Below are 18,184 nucleotides of genomic sequence, written 5' to 3'. Positions count from 1 at the left end.
TTATTAAAATTTATTTAACTGTGCGACAATCGGATCAGGTCCGATGCGTTTACCGCTCTTCGCGTCAAGGTATTTCCACGCGACACGCCCATCCTGATCAATAATATAGGTCGCTGGACGTGCGACCTCGATTTCACTTGGATCAACGACATTATAGTCAGCGATCGTCTTCGTGTCTTCATCCGCGAGTAAGAGATAGGTGATTTGAAGCTTCTCTTGTACTGAACTAACAATAGCCAGCGGATCGGCACTGATGGCAATCAGTTCGGCACCTTCAGCTTGAATGTCTCCATAACCGTCTTGCAACTCACCGAGTTGCGCTTGACAGGTGCCTCACGTGCCAGTGCGATAGAAGACAATAACCAACTTCTGTCCGCGGTATTCCGACAGACTACGGGATTTCCCATCGCCATCTGGAAGCGTGAATTCAGGGGCGAGTGCCCCGATATCTAACCCTTCACCGGGCGGGAGTTGCTCGGCTGCGTCCTCGGGTGCTGTTATAATGTTTGTTGCACGCTCTGCGTTGTCGCAAGCAAGGCATAAGAAAACGACAGCCGCCAATAGAACTAAAAAGCATACTGAATTAACCGGACACGAAAACTGCACGTGTCCCCCAAAATTTATGAGGCGATTGTTTATCAGTTTAGATTGCATGTTTCAGGTCTCCCTTCATCGGCTTGCGAGTGCATCCAGTGTCGGACATCGGTGCGCATCTTTTCAAGTGTTGGACGCATCTCCGCGCTGAAAGCCAAATTTCAGATACATAAACAACGATATTTGGTCTCTTCAATGACATCTGTTAGTAGTCCTCAGCAGATGGGAACGGCTTCGGTTTCTGGGGGTTTTCGATTTTCATCTCGACGATTTCCGGTGGAAATTGTGTGCAGACAGAACCCTCCTTCATCACCCACCTGAAATTGTGCCAGAAGCGTTTGCTTGTTTTGACAATTTCTGGGTTTGTATAGACCCCGGCGACAGCAATACGGCTCTTTTCGCTCTTGTTTGGCGGACTGTAGTGCCACATACTGCTGTGCCAGATGACAACATCTCCGGTATCCAATTCAATATGATGCACGCCGTGCTTTTCGATCATCCCCTGAACAGTTTCGCGTGGTAGTTCGCCGTGTATGCTATCGGAATACAAGACGTGTTCAACGATCTCTGTTTTGTGGCTACCAGGAATAAACTGCATGCATCCATTTTTCCGAGTTGCGGGTTCAAGCGGTATCCAGAAGTTGAAAGGCTCCGTTTCGCCATCGCGCCAAAGTCCATTGTCTTGGTGCCACGGGGTCGCGCTACCTGTAAGCGACGGTTTGAGGAAGCAACTATTGAACTTCATAATGATGTCGTCACCCAGAAAATAGCGTGCGATGTTGAGCACTTCTGGCGCAGCATGTACGTTGTGCCATATCAGCGGTGACTGGACACAGAAGTTACTGAGTTTACGATAGCGAGCGATACGTCCTTGCGGTGAGTCCTCCATCGGATCCATCGGATCGATATCGACGAAATCCCCTGGATCGGGTAGCATGATGTGGTTCTGGATTACGCCGCGGAGTTGTGCTGCCACATCCTTTGAGATAAGATTCCGGAGGATAAAGTAGCCTTCGGTCTCATATTGTGCTTTCTGGACAGGTGACGGTTGCCATCGCCTCATTGTGATGTTACCTCTTTGCAAAGTGGAAGGAATATGTCGCGTAGAGTAGTGGAACAGAAACCTATAGAGAATGTGTCGTAAATCTTAGCACATTGCGTTAGTTGTAGATTACACAAAGATGTCTTGAACCTGACATTGGAAACCTTCAACAACATCACCGCCATCAAGTGTGTCGGTCCCTCGTAAAATGGCGAAATCCACATTGGGACGATAGATTTCTACCGTTTCCCTACGTGGATTAACAACCCACACCATTCTACAACCGGCAGTTAACCATTCTTCCACCTTTTCGGCAACCTCGGCATAAGTATCACCGGGGGAAATGACTTCAACAACCAAATCGGGAGCCCCCTCCCAATAGCCTCTGACAATACCTTGTCGTTCAATTGACGCTTGACAAACGAAGGCAGCATCTGGCGCGCGTACGGTATCTGGATTTTGGGCAATCCTAAAACCTGTTTCGGCACCACAAACATATCCTAATTTATGCGTTTTGACATGGACGTTAAGTCTGCTTCCGATTTCAGCGGCGCAGATGCCGTGCTCAAATCCAGCAGGCGGCATTTTCTGGAGTACTCCTTTCACGAGTTCATAGCGCGTGCCATTCTCAGGCTGTTTAGCCAAATCGTCAGCCGTTAACAGGTTCTGCTGCGCAGCTGGCACTATAGGTCTTGGTTGATTCGTTTCGATGTCTGCCACGGGGTCCACCTGAATAAAATGTTTAAGAATCTGCGACTTCTTATATGATAGCACCTGCGAGCGTATGTGTCAAGTTGCTTAGCGACTCTTGATCCGTCCCCAAGTGGTTGTAAGTAATCCGTTTGGGGAAACGGGTAAGACTGCCTCTACACCTTTCATCAACGCCGCAATCTCCGCCTCCGTGATGCCGCGGTCAAAGAAGACAATCTCGTCCAATCTACCGATGAACTTTTCACCACCAAAGGTACCGAAAAGTAGTTCGCCTGCCTGATCTACATCACCACCCTGCTTAACGGCAGACTCAAGCGTACCATCCACATAAAGTTTCATTTCACTGCCATCGTAGAGTCCAACGATGTGATACCATTTTTCAGGTTCAACGACGGTTTTACCCCAGACACCGCCAGTAAACCCACCACCGGACCAGATACCGAAGACATAACCCCCCGGCACCCTTTCACCTCCAGATTGAACTTCCAATAGATAAGAACCATTCCGCCGAATAGCGGTATCGGAAACACCTTTATTCATGTAAACCCAAGTTGCAATAGTCATCTGATCCTTGAAATTGAGGCTATCAGAAGGCTCAACCCTCACAACATGAGGCGGTTCAAATTCCAGCGCGCCGCCGAACTTACCCTCTGTCCATTTCGCACCACTCACCTCACCATCGTTTCCGTTGCCCGACGTATCCGCTGCGACACCACCTTTACCCTCATCAAAAAGCCAGATACCTGCTGCGTCATCCAGCAACTCCGCTGAAAGAGGATTTATCGCTATACACAAGCTACCAATGATAACAAACCAAAATATCTGTTTCATGCTTTCTTCCCCCTTGATAGGATAAGAGTTTATCAGAAAGGAGAAAATGTGTCAAGGAACTGGATGGACCTTTTCATTGAATAGTTTCGGAAAATATGATAGGATAAATTGTAACAAACAACATCACGATGTGAATTAAGCTATGCTAACGCGAGAAATGGTCGCCGATGTACCTACGGATCCAGGTGTCTACTTTTTTCGAGGGGCTTCGGGGACGATCCTCTATATCGGTAAAGCAAAATGTCTACGGAAGCGGGTCCACTCCTACCTCCATAAGGTAAAAAAACGCCCAAGCAAAATTAAAAGACTCATCCGATGGACGACAGATGTGCGCTATCAGGTGTGTCGTTCAGAGCAGGAAGCACTCTTCTTAGAGTCACGCCTGATTCAAGAGCATCAACCTTCCTATAACACCGCCATGAAGTATGGGCGGTCATCTTGGTATATTCGGATAGATGTCGGAGAGGCTTTTCCACGACTTGAACGGGTTTCTGAAACACAACCGGATGGCGCGAGATATTTCGGTCCGCTGTCGAGTCGCCGATGGACAGACGAAGCGATTGATATTTTACAGCGGATTTTCTCAGTTCGCACATGCGAAGGGGAAATTACACCGGTTCCAGGATTTCGTGCCTGTTTCCAATACCATGTGAAGCGTTGTGATGCTCCTTGTGCGGCACTCATCACGCGCGAAGCCTATGGAGAAACCATAACGGATATTGTCAACCTACTTGACGGCGCGTATGAAAAGGTGGAGACGAGTCTGATTGAAAGGCGGGACCGCGCATCCGAAGCACTTCAATTTGAGCGTGCTGCTGCGTTTCAAAGGCAGCTCCAACGGATTCAAAAGGTCTTTACGTTTTTAGATGTGCATCGGAGGTAACCCAATGGCAACAGAAAAAATACAGAAAGAACCCCTCGGTGGGCCCGATGGAACAGCACGTTGCCGCTGCGGTCGGCTCCGCTATCCGCGTTATGCCGTATGCCCCAAATGCTACTATAATAAACCACAAGCACCTACATCTCCGAAAAAAATATCACGTGAGGAATTGCTCAAAATGCAGACCCCTAAACGGATGCCGCTCCCCGACCGACAGGAACGCATTCAATTCTTGGAAAAGCGGTATGGACGGAAATTGCGAGGACAGGATATTCGTTTCATGAAAAATTCCCAACTCTACGCGCTATCAGAGCAGGCAGGCTATCGTCGACGGTAACTTTTGAAACTTTGGCGCGTAATACGGGATGTATCTGCATTATTTTTTAAAAATATTGCCAAAAAAATTAATACGTGTTAAAATGGTAAATAACTAATTCAAGGAGGTTAACCCATGCATATCGCAAGATTATCGCTGATCTTTCTCGTTGTCTTTGTCTTCATGGTCGGTTGTGGACTTTTCGGTGAAAAGATCCAAGAAGTAACGTTCGATGTCACGGGCATGACGTGAGGCGCGTGTACCAGCAAAGTGCAGGAAGCACTCAAGAACACTCCCGGTGTGACTGAAGTGGTAAGCGTCTCTGATGAGAGCAATACAGCCGTTGTAAAGATCGAGAAGAGTAAAGTTTCAGCTGACAAAGTCGCCAAGGTCATTACAGATACAGGTTTCGACGCCAAAGTCGCTGAATAAAGCTTAACCGCTTAACCGGAAGGGTGGGCTTTACCCACCTTTCCTGTTTATAGATAAAGTTGAAGAGGAGCGACAGGAAATCGCTCTACAAATAAGAGGGATAGACCTATGCGTCAGTTAAACGCCGGAATTGTATTTATCTGCCTCGCCGCACTCTTATTCGTGGCCGCGTGTGCAGACAACCAACAGCAAACCGCTGAAGCAACTATTGAAGAAGTGACGCTGACCGTGACTGGAATGACGTGAAGTATGTGTACCGGTAAGGTGCAGGAAGCACTCAAAAAGGTTACGGGTGTCTCTGAGGTTGTCAGTGTTTCTATGGCTGAGAATAAAGCCGTTGTGAAGGTTGAGAAGGGCAAGGTCGAAACGGACACGCTCGTAAAGGCTGTTGAAGGTGCAGGTTTTACCGCGAAAACAGCTGAGTAAACCTTAGTCGGTAAGGCAAGATTGACTCGCCTTTTCTTTTTTCACAAGAACCAAATCTGTGTGTTAGTGCGAGGTCTTCGTGCCTCGCACTTTCTATTTTAACCCTACTACGCCTTGGCATAGAGCGGATTGTCAAGCAGAGACTGCACTTCGTAGATTGAACCTTTCAACTCCGCGTATGGTTCCGGCATACGCACCGGAGCAACCACCATACGGGGTTGATTCGTCGGTTCCCCACGAATGATAAGGTCGTTGAAGGCATCCCAATCCGGTATACCCTTCAGAGGCCACGCATCTACCGCGCAATACTGGAAGAGAAGTAAGCGACGCGATCTGTCAGAAGTATTCGGAGCAGAACCGTGTAGCGCACGGACATGATGGAGCGTGATCCCACCTGCCTTCAATTCTACAGGCACCGCACCCTCTGGTGTGAAATCAGGGTCAGTAACCGCACCGATAAAAGCACCATCCTGGTGATGATCTAAGGTCGGTCCCCTATGGGAACCCGGAATTATCATCAATGCCCCGTTTTCCACAGTCATATCGTCAATCACGACACCGACTGCAAGCAGATCATCGTTGGTATGCGGATAGAACGCCCAATCCTGATGCCATTCAACCGGACTTCCGAACTCCGGATACTTCATATTCAATTTATGCCCATTATACCGAACACCGGATCCAATAAGCTGCTCTACTATATCCAGAATCTTCGGATGCCGTAAGGTCTGATCGTAGACGGTATGATAGAGTGCTGGACTCTTGATACGACGCACGCGCGGATTCGCGGGAGTATGCCCTGGCTCCAAATCAAAGATGTCGGTATGTTCGGTAACCTCTCTCGATTTCTCAACAAATTCATCGGTGACGCGTTGAAGATCGGCGACCTCTTCCGCTGTTAGCACCGCCTCAACACCGATGTAACCGTTCTCCTCGTAAAAATCACACTGTTCTTGCGTGAGCATTGTTCCTCTCCTCCTAACGAAATGATGCTGCCATTATTATACTTCAATCCCTTAAAAATTTCAACCTATAGTTAACAATTTCTTATAAATATCCTGTACCTTTTGAACATGCATTTCAATGTCAAACGTTTCCTCGGCATGTTTTCTTCCGGCTTGTCCCATACGTACGCTTTGGATCGGATCTTCGGCGAGTTCAATAATTTTATCCGCGATTCCCTCTATCGAGTCTAAGGGCACAACATATCCCGTTACCCCGTGAACAATCATCTCAGCCGTGCTACCGATAGGTGTCCCGATGACAGGCTTACCAGTCGCCATCGCCTCGGCAATGACGCTCCCTGCTGAAAGGGTTACGAGGAGGTCAAGTTCCTGCATCGCGGTAGGCATATCCGTGCGGTGCCCAGCGAAGTGAATAAACGCTTGTAATCCATATTTTGCCACCAACTGGCGGACTTCCTGCTCATAAATGCGATGCTCCGGCATATCCAATGCGGCACCGATGACCCGAAACCTCACCTTTTTGCATTGCGCAGTGACCTTCGCGGCTATCTCAACAAATTCCTTCTGGCGTTTGAAGGGTTCAATTCTACCCACGATACCGACAACATATTCCCCCGGATGTGCGGGTCGATACGCGGGTTGAAAAACGGACAAATCAACACAATTGTATATGACATCAACCTTTCGCGCATCAATCCCAGCTTGAATCAGCGGGTCCTTGCTCTGCTCCGAGATAGCGATAGTCCTGTCTATCCGATCGAACCTGTATTTCCATACCTGATCCGATGTAAGGAGGTTTCGCACGTGTGAAACAACAGGTACTTTCAACCGCTTTTTGAGAAACCATAGATACGGATTCAACCAAGAATCAGAGGTATGGACAAGGTGCACGCTGTGTGTTTTCGCAAGTGCGACTAATTTTCCAGCGGCACTGTACCTCGTTATCAACGATCGCGCTTTCCGCCACGGCGGAAGCTCAAGAACCACTGTCGGAATATCAACACGCCTCAAGTGTTCCACAAAAACACCATCGTCAGGACAAACGACGAGGGGACGATAGCGCGCTCGGTCAATATTTGCAACGAGATACGCAAGCTGCTTTTCACCCCCGCCGATGCTCGAACCGCAATGACTCAGGTAAAGTATCGGTTTTTTGTCCATCTGTTCGCCCGCCCATCATGTGAGTTAGTTCTCAGCGGCGAGTTGCGTGATCCACAAATTAGACAGGGAAATCAAGCTGCTGATCCCGGAAGACCTGACTCACCGACCGGTGCTGATGTACCCTCAATATGGCTTGAGAAAGGAGCGGCGCGATAGAAAGCACTTTAACTTTCCCGTCCAGCTGCTTTTCAGCAGGAACGGGGATCGTATTGGTGGTGACCACTTCGCGAATTGCTGGATGACTGAGCCGTTCCAACGCTGGACCAACCAATATAGGGTGTGCGATACACACATAAGCAGGTTCTGCCCCCGCCTCTGCCAAGGCTATGGCTTGTTGGCGAATCGTCCCCCCTGTTTGTATTTCATCGTCAGTGATAATTGGGGTTTTGCCTTCAACGTCTCCAACAAGCTCGACGAACTTAACGCCCTGTCCATCAACACCGGTTCGCCGCTTGTGCATGATGGCTAACGGAAGTCCAAGAATATCCGCATATTTTTCTGCTAATTTGGCACGACCTGCATCAGGGGCAACAATTACACCATTTTCAACCTGCTTCTCGCGGAAGTAATTTGTCAAGGTCGTTAGGGCGGTCAAGTGATCCATAGGAATATCGAAGAAACCTTGTATCTGTGGCACGTGTAGATCAATAGCCATGACGCGACTTGCCCCAGCGGTTGTCAAGAGATTCGCGACGAGTTTTGCACTGATCGGTTCGCGCCCGGTGGTTTTGTGATCTTGGCGAGAGTATCCAAAGTATGGAATAATCGCGGTAATCTGTCGGGCTGATGCGCGTTTCATGGCATCAATCGTGATGAGCAGCTCCATCAGATTTTCGTTGGCAGGTTGACTCGTTGGCTGCACAACATAAATATCCGTGCCTCGGATACTTTCCTCAATCTGAACGCGAGTCTCAAGGTTGGGAAACGGCTCGATTGTAATTTTACCGAGTTCAACACCTAAAATCGCAGCGATCTCTTTTGCCAACGCCGGGTTCGCGCTGCCAGCGAATAGCCTGAAATCGTTGTTAACGTGCTGGTCAATGAGTGGGGACATGCCAAAATCTCCTTTAAAATCTTATGCCTTTTGCCAGGCTGTAGGCATTCTATATGAAAATTCCCAGAAAGATCATCCACAAAATCATAAAGATAAAAGGAATAATAAGACCAATTATGGACTGACGTAGTTGAATCCTTCGACTCTTTGCTTTGTAACTATCTGTATACGCAGCCACATATTCAGGAGATTTCTCAAGCAGCCGCGAGGCAGGTGGTGCTGGCTCATAAATAGATGCCATAAGGGCACCGACTATATTGCCGAAGAAACCGATGAAGAACCAGCTAATCTTCTTGGCATCGGATTCCGCATCTTGCTCTGCCCTTAACTGGGCATCCGCTGAGGTAGGTTGCAGTTGTTGGTCATTCATTTTTGGGATACCCCTTACAATTTGTGAATGTCTTTTAACAAACGCTACTATGGAACTAACGATTCACCGGTCATCTCAGAGGGTTGCGCCAAACCGAGGAGGTGGAGCACTGTCGGTGCGATGTCAGCAAGCCGACCACCTTCACGAAGTTGTTGCTCCCTGCGTTGGTTATCAACAACGATGAGGTCTACGTCGTACGTTGTATGTGCGGTATGGATACCGCCGGTGTCTGGATCAATCATCTGTTCACAATTGCCGTGGTCAGCAGTGACAATGAGCGCGCCGTCCTTTCTAAGCACAGCATCAACAATCTTCCCGACACCCACGTCAACCGCCTCAACTGCTTTAATAGCAGCTGGAAGGGAACCTGTATGTCCCACCATGTCACCGTTGGCATAGTTGAGTACCATCAGGTCATATTTGTCGGAGCCGATCCGACGTAGCATCTCTGCGGTCACACCGGGTGCGGACATCTCTGGCTTCTGGTCGTAGGTCGTTACGTCACGTGGAGAGGCGATGATTTGCCGATCTTCGCCTTTGTAGGGTTCATCGCGATAGTCATTAAAAAAGAAGGTAACGTGCGGAAATTTCTCAGTCTCTGCACATCGGAACTGCGTTAGCCCCACCTCGCTAACATAAGCACCGAGCGTATTCTGCATCTTGGGAGGTTTCTTGACAGCCGCTTCAACGGGCATTCCTCGCTCATACTCGGTCATCGTAACAAATTTAACGTCAGGTTTGCAATTCCGTTTAAAACCCATCTGTCGAACGACACCGTCTTTCCCCTCTCCCTGAAACGGAAATTCATCAAGGCAAAAGGCTTTGGTGAGTTCCCGAGGTCTATCACCTCGAAAGTTATAAAACACAACGACATCTCCGTCAGTGATGCGAGGGAGTGGTTCACCGTCGGCTCCGATAACCACACTTGGACGGACGAATTCGTCGCCCTTACGATTGGTGTCATCAGGGTTCTCATAATAGTCACGATAGGCATCTATAGCAGCAGCGACGCGGTTGTCGCACCCTTCGGTTAAAAGGCGATATGCCACCTCAACGCGTTCCCACCGGTCATCTCGATCCATCGCATAGTAGCGACCGATAACGGAGGCTATCTGCCCGATGCCAATCTCTTTCAACTTCGCTTCAATCTGCTCGCAAAATTGGATACCGAGGTCGGGTTGACAATCACGTCCATCGCTGAAATTGTGAATTAAAACTTGGTTAGGTTTGAGTCCATTCGTTTTCGCAAGTATGAGGAGGCCATAGAGGTGTTCAAGCGAACTATGAACCCCAGCGTCGCTTGCTAACCCCATGAGATGGAGATGTGTTCCGTGCTTTTTGACATGGGCAATCGCGTCCAAAAGCACTGCATTCTGAGCAAACTCGCCAGAGCGGATCATATTACTGATGCGGAGGAGTTCTTGGTTCACGATGCGTCCTGCGCCGATGTTTTGATGTCCGACTTCGCTGTTGCCGATGACTCCAGCGGGTAAACCGACATCTTCGCCGGAGGTATGGATTAGGACGTTTGGATAGTTCTGTCGTAGCCAATCATCTACGGGTGTTTTCGCGAGATGAACGGCATTTGATTGTTGAAACTCAGGATACGGATTATTGCCCCAGCCGTCCCGAATGATAAGAACGACGGGGCGTTTCTGTTGGGTTGTCATGCAAATTCCTTCTTATCGCATATAGTTATCGGTTGTCAGTTATCAGTTATCAGTTAAGAAACCTCTCGTGGCAGTCCCGTTTGCCGTAGCCGCTACAGAGACCCTCCTAACTGAAAGCGAAGCGAACTGACAATTTTTATGATGCATCGGGCATGACACGTCTGTAGATGGCACGTAAGGGTACTTCACATTCAATAGAAGCGAGTGACAATATATCTTCAAGACGCTGAAATGTGTTGTGGATCCATTGTTTATCTTGACGACAGTAGTGTTCAACGCGCACGCTGTTTTGTGAAATAAGGATGTATTCTTGCAAGGACGTGAGCTGCTTATAGTGCTCAAATTTTTCACCACGATCAAATGCTGCGGTTGAGGGTGACAGCACTTCTATAACAACAATCGGATTGAGAAGTGTGTCAAAGGTGTCATCCTCAAAACGCGGTTCACCACAAACAACGATAACATCCGGATAGAAGTAGGAGATCTCCGGACTGGTACGCACGCGCATCTGGCTGATGTAGACTTCACACTCTTTTCCCATCAATTGGTTACTAAGTTGGACAGCTATATCCACTGTGATACAATTGTGCCAGCGGTTTGCCCCAGACATCGCGATGATCTGTCCGTTGTGGTATTCGTTCTTAAAGGGCTGCTTGCGTTCCCAAGCGAGATACTCCTGGGGTGTTAGATAGGTTTGTGCTGTAAGCGTTGACATAATTGCCTCCATGAGACTCTGTTCTCCTACCAAACTGTTTGAAGAGCAGACATCTTTTAAAACCCTGCTTTCAATTTTCCCCACGTTGCTGTGAGTTTTCCACGCGCTTCTACATCTTGCGGCGTTTCCATAACTTTTTGGATGTCGGCTTCGCTCAAGGTCTTCTCATAGAGGCGCACTTCATCAATTTTACCGGGGAAAAAATCTGTTGGTCTGCCGAAATCGTCACCACCGATCCAGAGTTCTAATGCGGAAGGTGCGATCGGCACGTTGTTGGCAGCGTCGCCTTCAAGTTTGCCGTTTATGTAAACCTTCATTGTTTTTCCATCGAATGTTCCAGCGAAGTGATACCACTCACCGATTTTCCAATCGGTTGTTGTTGATTCAGCAAAAGTGTTGTTCGGTTTGACGAGGAAATCAATACTATCTACGTTGCCGAAGTCGAAAATAACGAAAATGGAGTTGTTTTTGACCATCAAGCGTCGTCTGGTGAGTACATCATTTGGGCTGAACCACGCCATGAGCGTAATATTTTCCTCAATGGCGAAGGCGGGATCATCCGCGACGACGACATGGTCCTCCTCACCGTCAAATTCGAGTCCGGGACCGAACTTTCCATCAATCCACTTGGGATTTCCGTTAAATTCTCCATCATGTCCATTGCCAGTGACATCTACGGCTTCTTTACCCTCGCCTTCATCAAAGGGCCAGTAAGCGACGAGCCCATCTTCTGCGACATTAGCGATACTAAGACCGGCAATAATGAGGAGTGAACAGAGTGACAACACAAAGATAACTTTGGGCATTGCGATTTCTCCTATGTAAGCGCGAAATTTTAGATTCTGTATCTTGAGGGTTTGCCAATATCATAACATATTTTTGAAAAGAAAGTGTAGAAAAAATTAAGACTCAGTGGGAAAATTTAGTTGGCGCACGAAAGGTGTTGATCGTCTGAATCACTGATTATCACGGATTACACAGACTTCACGGATAAGAGAAAAGATTTTCTCTTAAAATTGCATCTTATCTTGTAAATCCTGGTCCAGACAATCACCCAGGACACTCAATCGACCAATGCCGATCAGTGCTCTGGACGACAACGGCACCCGGCATGTCCATCTGTGTTAGCATCTCATTGACTTCGGCAATGGTGAACGCGGCGAGGAAAGAATCGTAGTATAACTTCTGTTGATATGGGGTGTCATCTGCGGCATACTTGTCAACAAAGGCTTGTGCGTCTGCGGGTGTTTCAGGACGGATGAGGTCACGGATAAGCACAGTCCCCTTAGGACGAGCAACTCTGCCCATCTCTTGGAGTGCCTTTAGCGCATCGTGGATGTGATGTACAATGCTGTTGGAGATAAGTCCGTCAAAGGTGTTGTCGGGGTAGGGTAGGGTTTTGGCATCGACGAGTTCGAGGGTTATCCGATCGGTGAGACCGGCATCTGCGACGTGGCGTTCCGCTATCTTCAGCATCTCCGCGGACAGGTCAATCGCGGTGATGTGGAGATCGGGACAACGTTGCGCGAGTAGGATAGGAATCTGTGCGGGACCGGTGCCGACATCGAGAAAATGTCCCGTGTTTGCGCCGAGTGCGACAACACGGTCTACGAAAGCCCGGTCAACCTCACCGTGCTCCATCGCATCGTAGGCTTCGGCGGCTTCCACCGTATCCATCACTTCCGGTTCCGTAATCCTGTTCATTCTGTTTTGTTTCTCCGGTGATATTTCTTGAATCCTCTAATCCTGATTCAGATAATAATTTTGCAACAGTGGTCGCATTCTGGTATATCTGATCCGATTGGAATTGGGTGTACATTCCAACCGCCATCGCATCAGTCGGTTTGATATTTTCAAGGGCGAGTTGAAACGCTTCTCGCGGCTCGCTTCTACCAGCGGCTAATACCTTTATGGCGATTATCGGCACTGGTATTGCCTTTATAGCGGCGAACGCTGCATCTCGATCATTCGGCAGATAGAGTTCTCTATGCTTTGTATGATTATACAACGCACAGACATAAAAGTCAACATCATATCCTTCAGCATAGCAGTACTTGAGGACCTGTGGATCGTGCGTGCCGAGTCCGACAGTACAACCCAGATCGCGGATATGTTTGAGGCTCTCATGCAACGAACCGAGCCGTCCTTCTGCGTACAACTTATCGGTCGTGCCACCGTGATGATAGATAGCAATCGGTTTATAGCGCGCAATAATCTGTAAGTATTCGCTGAGATCGGCGTACTCTGTATCTTTTGGTGTCTGCGCAATCCACTGAATTGTGCCACCCGCGTTCCAGTATTCATTGAGTGTGCGCATGATATGTCTGTCGGCGCGAGCGAGGACGGTATTAATGCCGTTCTCCTCCGCTTGTCGGAGGTCTGCCATAACTTGGAATGCCGTATAGTAATCCTCCATGGCTTTCGATGCCGCTGCAGAACGGTGCGAAATGCCGCTATACGGATTACCACCGATGATAAGCCGCGTGACGCGATGTGATGCGATTGAAATTGTGGGTAGTTTCATCGTATTATTTTGTGCCCCCCGGCTTCTCTTGAGAAAAATGAGAACTTCGAGAACCGGCACTGGGGTTCAAATCTCTTTTCGCCGAAATTTTGTAAATTACACCCTTTGGGTCTGTATGAAACATAAGTTGATACATTTTAACTGTTGTATCGGGTGTCTGTGTTACCCGCCGTCCGAGGTTAACTGACTGTCTGTTGGAAATGATTTCGCGATGTGCTTGCTGTAGAAAAGTCAGCGAAGGTGTCTGCCAAATGTAAATTTTTGAACCTGTGTCGGTGTTGCTGATTCCATGAGGTGTTCCCCATTTTTGAATCGCTGTTGAAATGTGCCTTCCCTGCCACACCTCCAGAATTCGCTGTACTTCTTGTCGCTGTATTTCTTGCTCTGGCGAGGGTTCGGGGGCATTCATCAAATGCTTCGATGCCGTACACCCGACGAGTAAGATACTCGCGACGAATACGAGTAGTGTAAATTTGTTCATTTTCAAATCTCCTTGTGATGCGATGGAAATTGGCGGTAGTTTCATCATTTACTTCGTGAAGTTCTGGCTCTGATACAACCGAATTTCTCGAATCACAACATCCTCAAAGGACAATTTAGTTTTCCGAGTCAATGGTTCTTGTATAGTGCGTGCTAAATCGCGATTGACATAGATAGAAACTCGCAGTATCCGCACAGGTCTGTCGATGTCAATACGTATCACCTCGCCGTTCTCGGACCTGGCAATCTTATGACTTGTTACTGGCTCAAAATGATGTGATTTTTCATTCGCTGTCTCTGCGGTGGATGTTTCTACCGAGAGACGATAGATGGTTGAAACTGGATGCACCTTGATGTAAGCGACATTCGTAAGTGCGTCAAGTTGAATCAAGGCATCAATCCTATGTTTACCTTCCACCCAGTCGCCATATCGGTGCCAGTTCTTATAAGAAGCGTTATCCTTTCCAACAAAACCTTTTACTTTCAGGAAACTGGTTGTGGCAAGATCGCCATCAACGAGCAATGGATATTTCTCGCAGGATAGTTGTGTAGCCGCTATTCGTTTTGGAAGTGGTGCGCAACCTACCGTGAGTAGACACACTCCGATTATTGCCACACATACGCTGAAAAAATAGGTTCTACTCAACATCGGTCTTCCCTCCATCTCATTCATTAGTGAATAGCCCTAAATACCTCTACTTCCATTTGAGTTCACTTGTGGGGTTGTAATTCTTTTTTATGTCGGCTTTGGAGATTATACCGTTTGGGCATACATAATCATTCAGTTTTGATCTTACCCCATGTGGTTGTGAGCAACTGTGGCTGTGGGGAAACGGGTAAAGCGGATGGGTCAAACCAATCGCCCGCATAATTGCTTCCCTCATGCGTAAGTTGTGTGACACCATGCGTCACCAAATTGATTTTGAAGATATGAGATGCGTTTCCAACTGACTGGGAATAGACAAGTTCATCACCAGAGGGCGACCAGGCAAGAGCTTTTGTCCGCATGACAACAATTACATCAACAATGTGTTGAAGTCCACTTCCATCGCGGTTGACGATGAATATCGACTGCTGTCGAAGTTCTGGTTTATACCAGACAAAGGCGATCTTGTTGGAAACAGATGACCACGCCGGTTGCCACATTCGCGGAATGCCATCCGGTAGGAGTGTCTCTTCTTTGCGGGTTTTCAGATCGATAAATCGGATTTGGCGACTCGTCCAATTAATCTCTCCATGCACAACATACGCGATTTCTGTTCCATCCGGGGACCAAACAGGATCCCCGGTTTCCGCACTTTCACTTTCAACAACGCTGTTTACCGACGTTCCATCCGCCTTAGCAGTGTAGACGGTTCCAAGGTCAGCCGCAAAATCATGTTGAGAATAAACAATTTTTTTCCCATCCGGGGACCAAGCGGCATAACTTCTGTATGCGGGGTCCGTTCGAAATACGGGTCGCTCACCATGCCCATCAACGCGCATAATATAGAGATCACGCTCTCCACTTCGATCGGAAACAAAGAGGATCTCTTCCCCTGTCGGCGAAAAAACCGGATTGATATCGGATGCGCGGTGATTGGTCAATCTAACCTGTTGACTGCCATCGGGATTCATTATATAAATTTCCGAGTTGCCATTCCGATTGGACGAAAACACAATTTTCTCAGCCGCGAGCGATTCCGCAGAAACAGAACACAATAAGCCTAAACTTAAACAACAGAAAAAGAAAACACGTAGTACTTTCATGGAAAATCTCCCCTAAATTATACTTTCATTGCTAATGTTATCGAATAATATAATAGCAATTTCCGTGCCAATCTAAAATAAGGGAAAGAAGAGGAGATATACCGGATTTAGTGGGTTTGGCGTGTGTACAGACTGCACGAAACGGGGCAAACGGAGAGATAACTGCACGGATTTGTGCAGATGTAGATAGGAAAGAGAGGGGATTATGGGACAGCAGTACTGCTGTCCCACTATAAGAAACTATCGAATGGCGATCGGATTGCCGGGGGAACCCGTCGCCCCTTTGAGACGCAGCGGGGCAAAACTGAAAGCGAATTCATAAACCTTCGCCGCCGCTAACTCCTCTGTAATAATGTTTTCAAGGTTGTAAATGCCGTGTTTGACAATAAACAGCTGATGCACAGGAAATGCAAGGGTTTCATCAGGGTTCGGGACGACCTCAATTCCCCAGTTATCGCTACACAGCATCACAATTTTCTGATCGACGAGGTATTGCCCCGCTTCCAACCCAATGCCGGGTTCCGTGGCACCGTAGCGATCGTTATCTGTCATCCAGAATTTACCCCAGCCGGTGTGGATGATAACGACATCGCCGGGGGTAATCTCGACACCCTGCTTTTTCAGGGCACCCTCCAGATCAGCGCGCGTAATTTCGTAACTATCGCCGAGGTGTTCAACGCCTTTATAGCCAGCGACATCAATCAGCACACCGCGTGTCACGATGGGGCCCACGTTCTCAACACCGAGTTCTGTGAGTCCTTCGGCTTTGGCGAAATCGTGCTGATCCAATCCGTTGTAGTAGAGGTCGCCGATGCCGATGTGCCCGAGTCCATCAAACTGCGTGCCGATCTGACCGATCTCACCGCTGAAGATCTCCTCGAACCAGTTCGTTTTGTTCTCACCGAGTGGACCTGACATCGCTGGAATCCGCAGGCTGTAATGTCGGGTTCCGAAAACAGGGATACCACTTTCATAGACTCTGCCGAGTTGAAAGACTTCACCCGTTTTAATCAAACTCGCGGCTTCTAATACTTTCTCCGGCGTTAGGCGATTGACGGCACCCCGCCGATCATCAGCACCCCATTCGGAAGGAAACCACGATTCTTGCGTAAGGGTAACCGTTGCTGTGAGGGCAAGTATGCCAAAGACAAGCCCAAACAGAATAAAAGACTGGTATTTTTTCGACTTTTTGAACATAATTACCTCCTGAAATAGTCGTCAGCAGTCAGGGCGGATTTTTTCAAAAATCCTTTCAGCAGTCAGTTTCAAGGGATTAATACTAAACGAACTCCTCCTAACTGATTACTGATTGCTGACAGTTATTCAACAAACAGATACAAACCGTGTACCTACAAATAAAGAAAGGTCCTATGGCACTTACCTCAATTGCCTTAATTCTGCTGTCAGCATTTTGCCACGCCTTATGGAATTTCTACAGCAAATCCAGCAGAGATACTCGAATCCTCTTTTTTTGGTGTGGATTTTACACCATCGTAATAGCGTTCGTTGCCTTTGGTATCAAGCACCCTATAATTCCGAAACCGGTATGGGTCTATATTGTCGCCTCCGCACTGGTTCATCTGTTCTACCGTCTGTTTCTGACGCACGCTTATACCGTTGGCGAAATTTCGTTCGTTTATCCAATCAGCCGTGCTGCCCCAGCTTTTCTACCACTTTTCGCCTTCCTTTTCCTAAAGGAACGAATCTCCGCCCAAGGCTTGATCGGTATCTTATGTGTAATGGTCTCCATACTATTCTATCAACAACGCGAAGCACGTATCCAGTTTAAGGCGTTCCTTCGCTTCCTTCGAGAACCTGATGCAGTCTGGGCATTTGCGACTTTGGCGAGTGTCATTGGATACTCACTGATAGACAAACAAGGGATGTCTGAATTTCATCGCCACTCGACAGATGCCCCGTTGTGGCGAGCCGTGACCTACTATCTAATGGAGAACGGTATATCGCAAGTTTTTTACGGGTTGTCCTGCCTCGCCCGCTTTCCACACCAGCAGATTATCGAGATTGGACGAACCGAATGGAAACGAACCCTCACTGTTGTTGTTCTCTCCTTAACCTCCTATTCGCTCATCCTCTATGTCTTGATGACAGAAAAGGTTAGCTACGTAACTGCGGTTCGGCAATGCTCTGTCATTTTCGTTGTTCTGCTCGGTGGGTACGCCTTGAAAGAGACCTATACAAAACGCCGCTTGATCGCTGCAGTAATAATGGTATTGGGCATTTTTTTGATAACAAAACAATAGTCT

Annotated in this window: 23 protein-coding genes; 6 read left to right on the top strand and 17 right to left on the bottom strand. The window is 47.9% G+C overall.

The window, feature by feature from the left end; translation table 11 throughout:
* Positions 1–3 precede the first annotated feature (3 nt).
* The 4 genes from OXH39_07525 to OXH39_07510 all read right to left on the bottom strand — a co-directional run bounded on the left by OXH39_07525 (position 4) and on the right by OXH39_07510 (position 3,178).
* Positions 4–654: a peroxiredoxin family protein gene (locus OXH39_07525; GenBank protein MCY3550295.1), complete on the bottom strand. Its 651-nt coding sequence runs from the start codon at positions 652–654 to the stop codon at positions 4–6.
* A gap of 145 nt (positions 655–799) precedes the next feature.
* The gene (locus tag OXH39_07520) at positions 800–1,657 is read right to left on the bottom strand and encodes a phytanoyl-CoA dioxygenase family protein (protein MCY3550294.1); all 858 of its coding nucleotides are present in this window, start codon (positions 1,655–1,657) and stop codon (positions 800–802) included.
* 108 nt (positions 1,658–1,765) lie between these two features.
* Positions 1,766–2,356: a Uma2 family endonuclease gene (locus OXH39_07515; protein ID MCY3550293.1), complete on the bottom strand. Its 591-nt coding sequence runs from the start codon at positions 2,354–2,356 to the stop codon at positions 1,766–1,768.
* 78 nt (positions 2,357–2,434) lie between these two features.
* Positions 2,435–3,178 carry a LamG domain-containing protein gene (locus tag OXH39_07510; GenBank protein MCY3550292.1) on the bottom strand — a complete coding sequence of 248 codons (744 nt, stop codon included), beginning with the start codon at positions 3,176–3,178 and terminating at the stop codon, positions 2,435–2,437.
* Positions 3,179–3,320: 142 nt separating this feature from the next.
* Here OXH39_07510 and OXH39_07505 point away from each other — a divergent pair, with 142 nt between their 5' ends.
* From OXH39_07505 to OXH39_07485, 5 genes are all read left to right on the top strand, one after another.
* The gene (locus OXH39_07505; GenBank protein MCY3550291.1) at positions 3,321–4,061 is read left to right on the top strand and encodes a GIY-YIG nuclease family protein; all 741 of its coding nucleotides are present in this window, start codon (positions 3,321–3,323) and stop codon (positions 4,059–4,061) included.
* A gap of 4 nt (positions 4,062–4,065) precedes the next feature.
* Positions 4,066–4,395: a hypothetical protein gene (locus OXH39_07500; GenBank protein ID MCY3550290.1), complete on the top strand. Its 330-nt coding sequence runs from the start codon at positions 4,066–4,068 to the stop codon at positions 4,393–4,395.
* Between the two features lie 249 nt (positions 4,396–4,644).
* Positions 4,645–4,806 carry a hypothetical protein gene (locus tag OXH39_07495; protein MCY3550289.1) on the top strand — a complete coding sequence of 54 codons (162 nt, stop codon included), beginning with the start codon at positions 4,645–4,647 and terminating at the stop codon, positions 4,804–4,806.
* 108 nt (positions 4,807–4,914) lie between these two features.
* On the top strand, positions 4,915–5,052 hold the full coding sequence (locus OXH39_07490; GenBank protein ID MCY3550288.1) for a hypothetical protein: 138 nt from the start codon (positions 4,915–4,917) through the stop codon (positions 5,050–5,052).
* 3 nt (positions 5,053–5,055) lie between these two features.
* Positions 5,056–5,232, top strand: coding sequence for a cation transporter (locus OXH39_07485; protein MCY3550287.1), 177 nt, complete (start codon positions 5,056–5,058; stop codon positions 5,230–5,232).
* A 107-nt stretch (positions 5,233–5,339) separates the two neighbouring features.
* Here OXH39_07485 and OXH39_07480 read toward each other — a convergent pair whose 3' ends face one another.
* The 13 genes from OXH39_07480 to OXH39_07420 form a co-directional block, all read right to left on the bottom strand.
* Positions 5,340–6,197, bottom strand: a complete 858-nt coding sequence (locus tag OXH39_07480; protein MCY3550286.1) for a phytanoyl-CoA dioxygenase family protein — start codon at positions 6,195–6,197, stop codon at positions 5,340–5,342.
* Positions 6,198–6,257: 60 nt separating this feature from the next.
* Positions 6,258–7,358, bottom strand: a complete 1,101-nt coding sequence (locus OXH39_07475; GenBank protein MCY3550285.1) for a glycosyltransferase family 4 protein — start codon at positions 7,356–7,358, stop codon at positions 6,258–6,260.
* Positions 7,359–7,416: 58 nt separating this feature from the next.
* Complete coding sequence (locus tag OXH39_07470; GenBank protein MCY3550284.1) at positions 7,417–8,412, bottom strand: ribose-phosphate pyrophosphokinase; 996 nt, start codon at positions 8,410–8,412, stop codon at positions 7,417–7,419.
* Between the two features lie 49 nt (positions 8,413–8,461).
* Complete coding sequence (locus tag OXH39_07465) at positions 8,462–8,782, bottom strand: hypothetical protein (GenBank protein MCY3550283.1); 321 nt, start codon at positions 8,780–8,782, stop codon at positions 8,462–8,464.
* 47 nt (positions 8,783–8,829) lie between these two features.
* Entirely contained in the window at positions 8,830–10,452 is a 1,623-nt protein-coding gene (gene gpmI, locus OXH39_07460; protein ID MCY3550282.1) for a 2,3-bisphosphoglycerate-independent phosphoglycerate mutase, read from the bottom strand.
* Between the two features lie 136 nt (positions 10,453–10,588).
* Positions 10,589–11,179: a Uma2 family endonuclease gene (locus OXH39_07455; GenBank protein ID MCY3550281.1), complete on the bottom strand. Its 591-nt coding sequence runs from the start codon at positions 11,177–11,179 to the stop codon at positions 10,589–10,591.
* A gap of 44 nt (positions 11,180–11,223) precedes the next feature.
* On the bottom strand, positions 11,224–11,973 hold the full coding sequence (locus OXH39_07450) for a LamG domain-containing protein (GenBank protein MCY3550280.1): 750 nt from the start codon (positions 11,971–11,973) through the stop codon (positions 11,224–11,226).
* 244 nt (positions 11,974–12,217) lie between these two features.
* Positions 12,218–12,871 carry a class I SAM-dependent methyltransferase gene (locus tag OXH39_07445; protein ID MCY3550279.1) on the bottom strand — a complete coding sequence of 218 codons (654 nt, stop codon included), beginning with the start codon at positions 12,869–12,871 and terminating at the stop codon, positions 12,218–12,220.
* Positions 12,795–13,691 carry a hypothetical protein gene (locus OXH39_07440; protein MCY3550278.1) on the bottom strand — a complete coding sequence of 299 codons (897 nt, stop codon included), beginning with the start codon at positions 13,689–13,691 and terminating at the stop codon, positions 12,795–12,797. Before OXH39_07440 ends, OXH39_07445 begins: the two co-directional genes overlap by 77 nt.
* A gap of 4 nt (positions 13,692–13,695) precedes the next feature.
* The gene (locus tag OXH39_07435; protein MCY3550277.1) at positions 13,696–14,172 is read right to left on the bottom strand and encodes a hypothetical protein; all 477 of its coding nucleotides are present in this window, start codon (positions 14,170–14,172) and stop codon (positions 13,696–13,698) included.
* Positions 14,173–14,220: 48 nt separating this feature from the next.
* Positions 14,221–14,820: a hypothetical protein gene (locus tag OXH39_07430; GenBank protein ID MCY3550276.1), complete on the bottom strand. Its 600-nt coding sequence runs from the start codon at positions 14,818–14,820 to the stop codon at positions 14,221–14,223.
* 128 nt (positions 14,821–14,948) lie between these two features.
* Positions 14,949–15,920, bottom strand: coding sequence for a hypothetical protein (locus OXH39_07425; GenBank protein ID MCY3550275.1), 972 nt, complete (start codon positions 15,918–15,920; stop codon positions 14,949–14,951).
* A gap of 240 nt (positions 15,921–16,160) precedes the next feature.
* On the bottom strand, positions 16,161–17,117 hold the full coding sequence (locus tag OXH39_07420; GenBank protein ID MCY3550274.1) for a cyclase family protein: 957 nt from the start codon (positions 17,115–17,117) through the stop codon (positions 16,161–16,163).
* 173 nt (positions 17,118–17,290) lie between these two features.
* Here OXH39_07420 and OXH39_07415 point away from each other — a divergent pair, with 173 nt between their 5' ends.
* Positions 17,291–18,181 carry an EamA family transporter gene (locus OXH39_07415; protein MCY3550273.1) on the top strand — a complete coding sequence of 297 codons (891 nt, stop codon included), beginning with the start codon at positions 17,291–17,293 and terminating at the stop codon, positions 18,179–18,181.
* Positions 18,182–18,184: the final 3 nt, after the last annotated feature.

The organism is Candidatus Poribacteria bacterium (assembly GCA_026702755.1).
Lineage (GTDB): Bacteria > Poribacteria > WGA-4E > WGA-4E > WGA-3G > WGA-3G.
The sequence above is the reverse complement of the archived record's forward strand: the minus strand, read 5'-3'. Positions and strand labels throughout refer to the sequence as shown.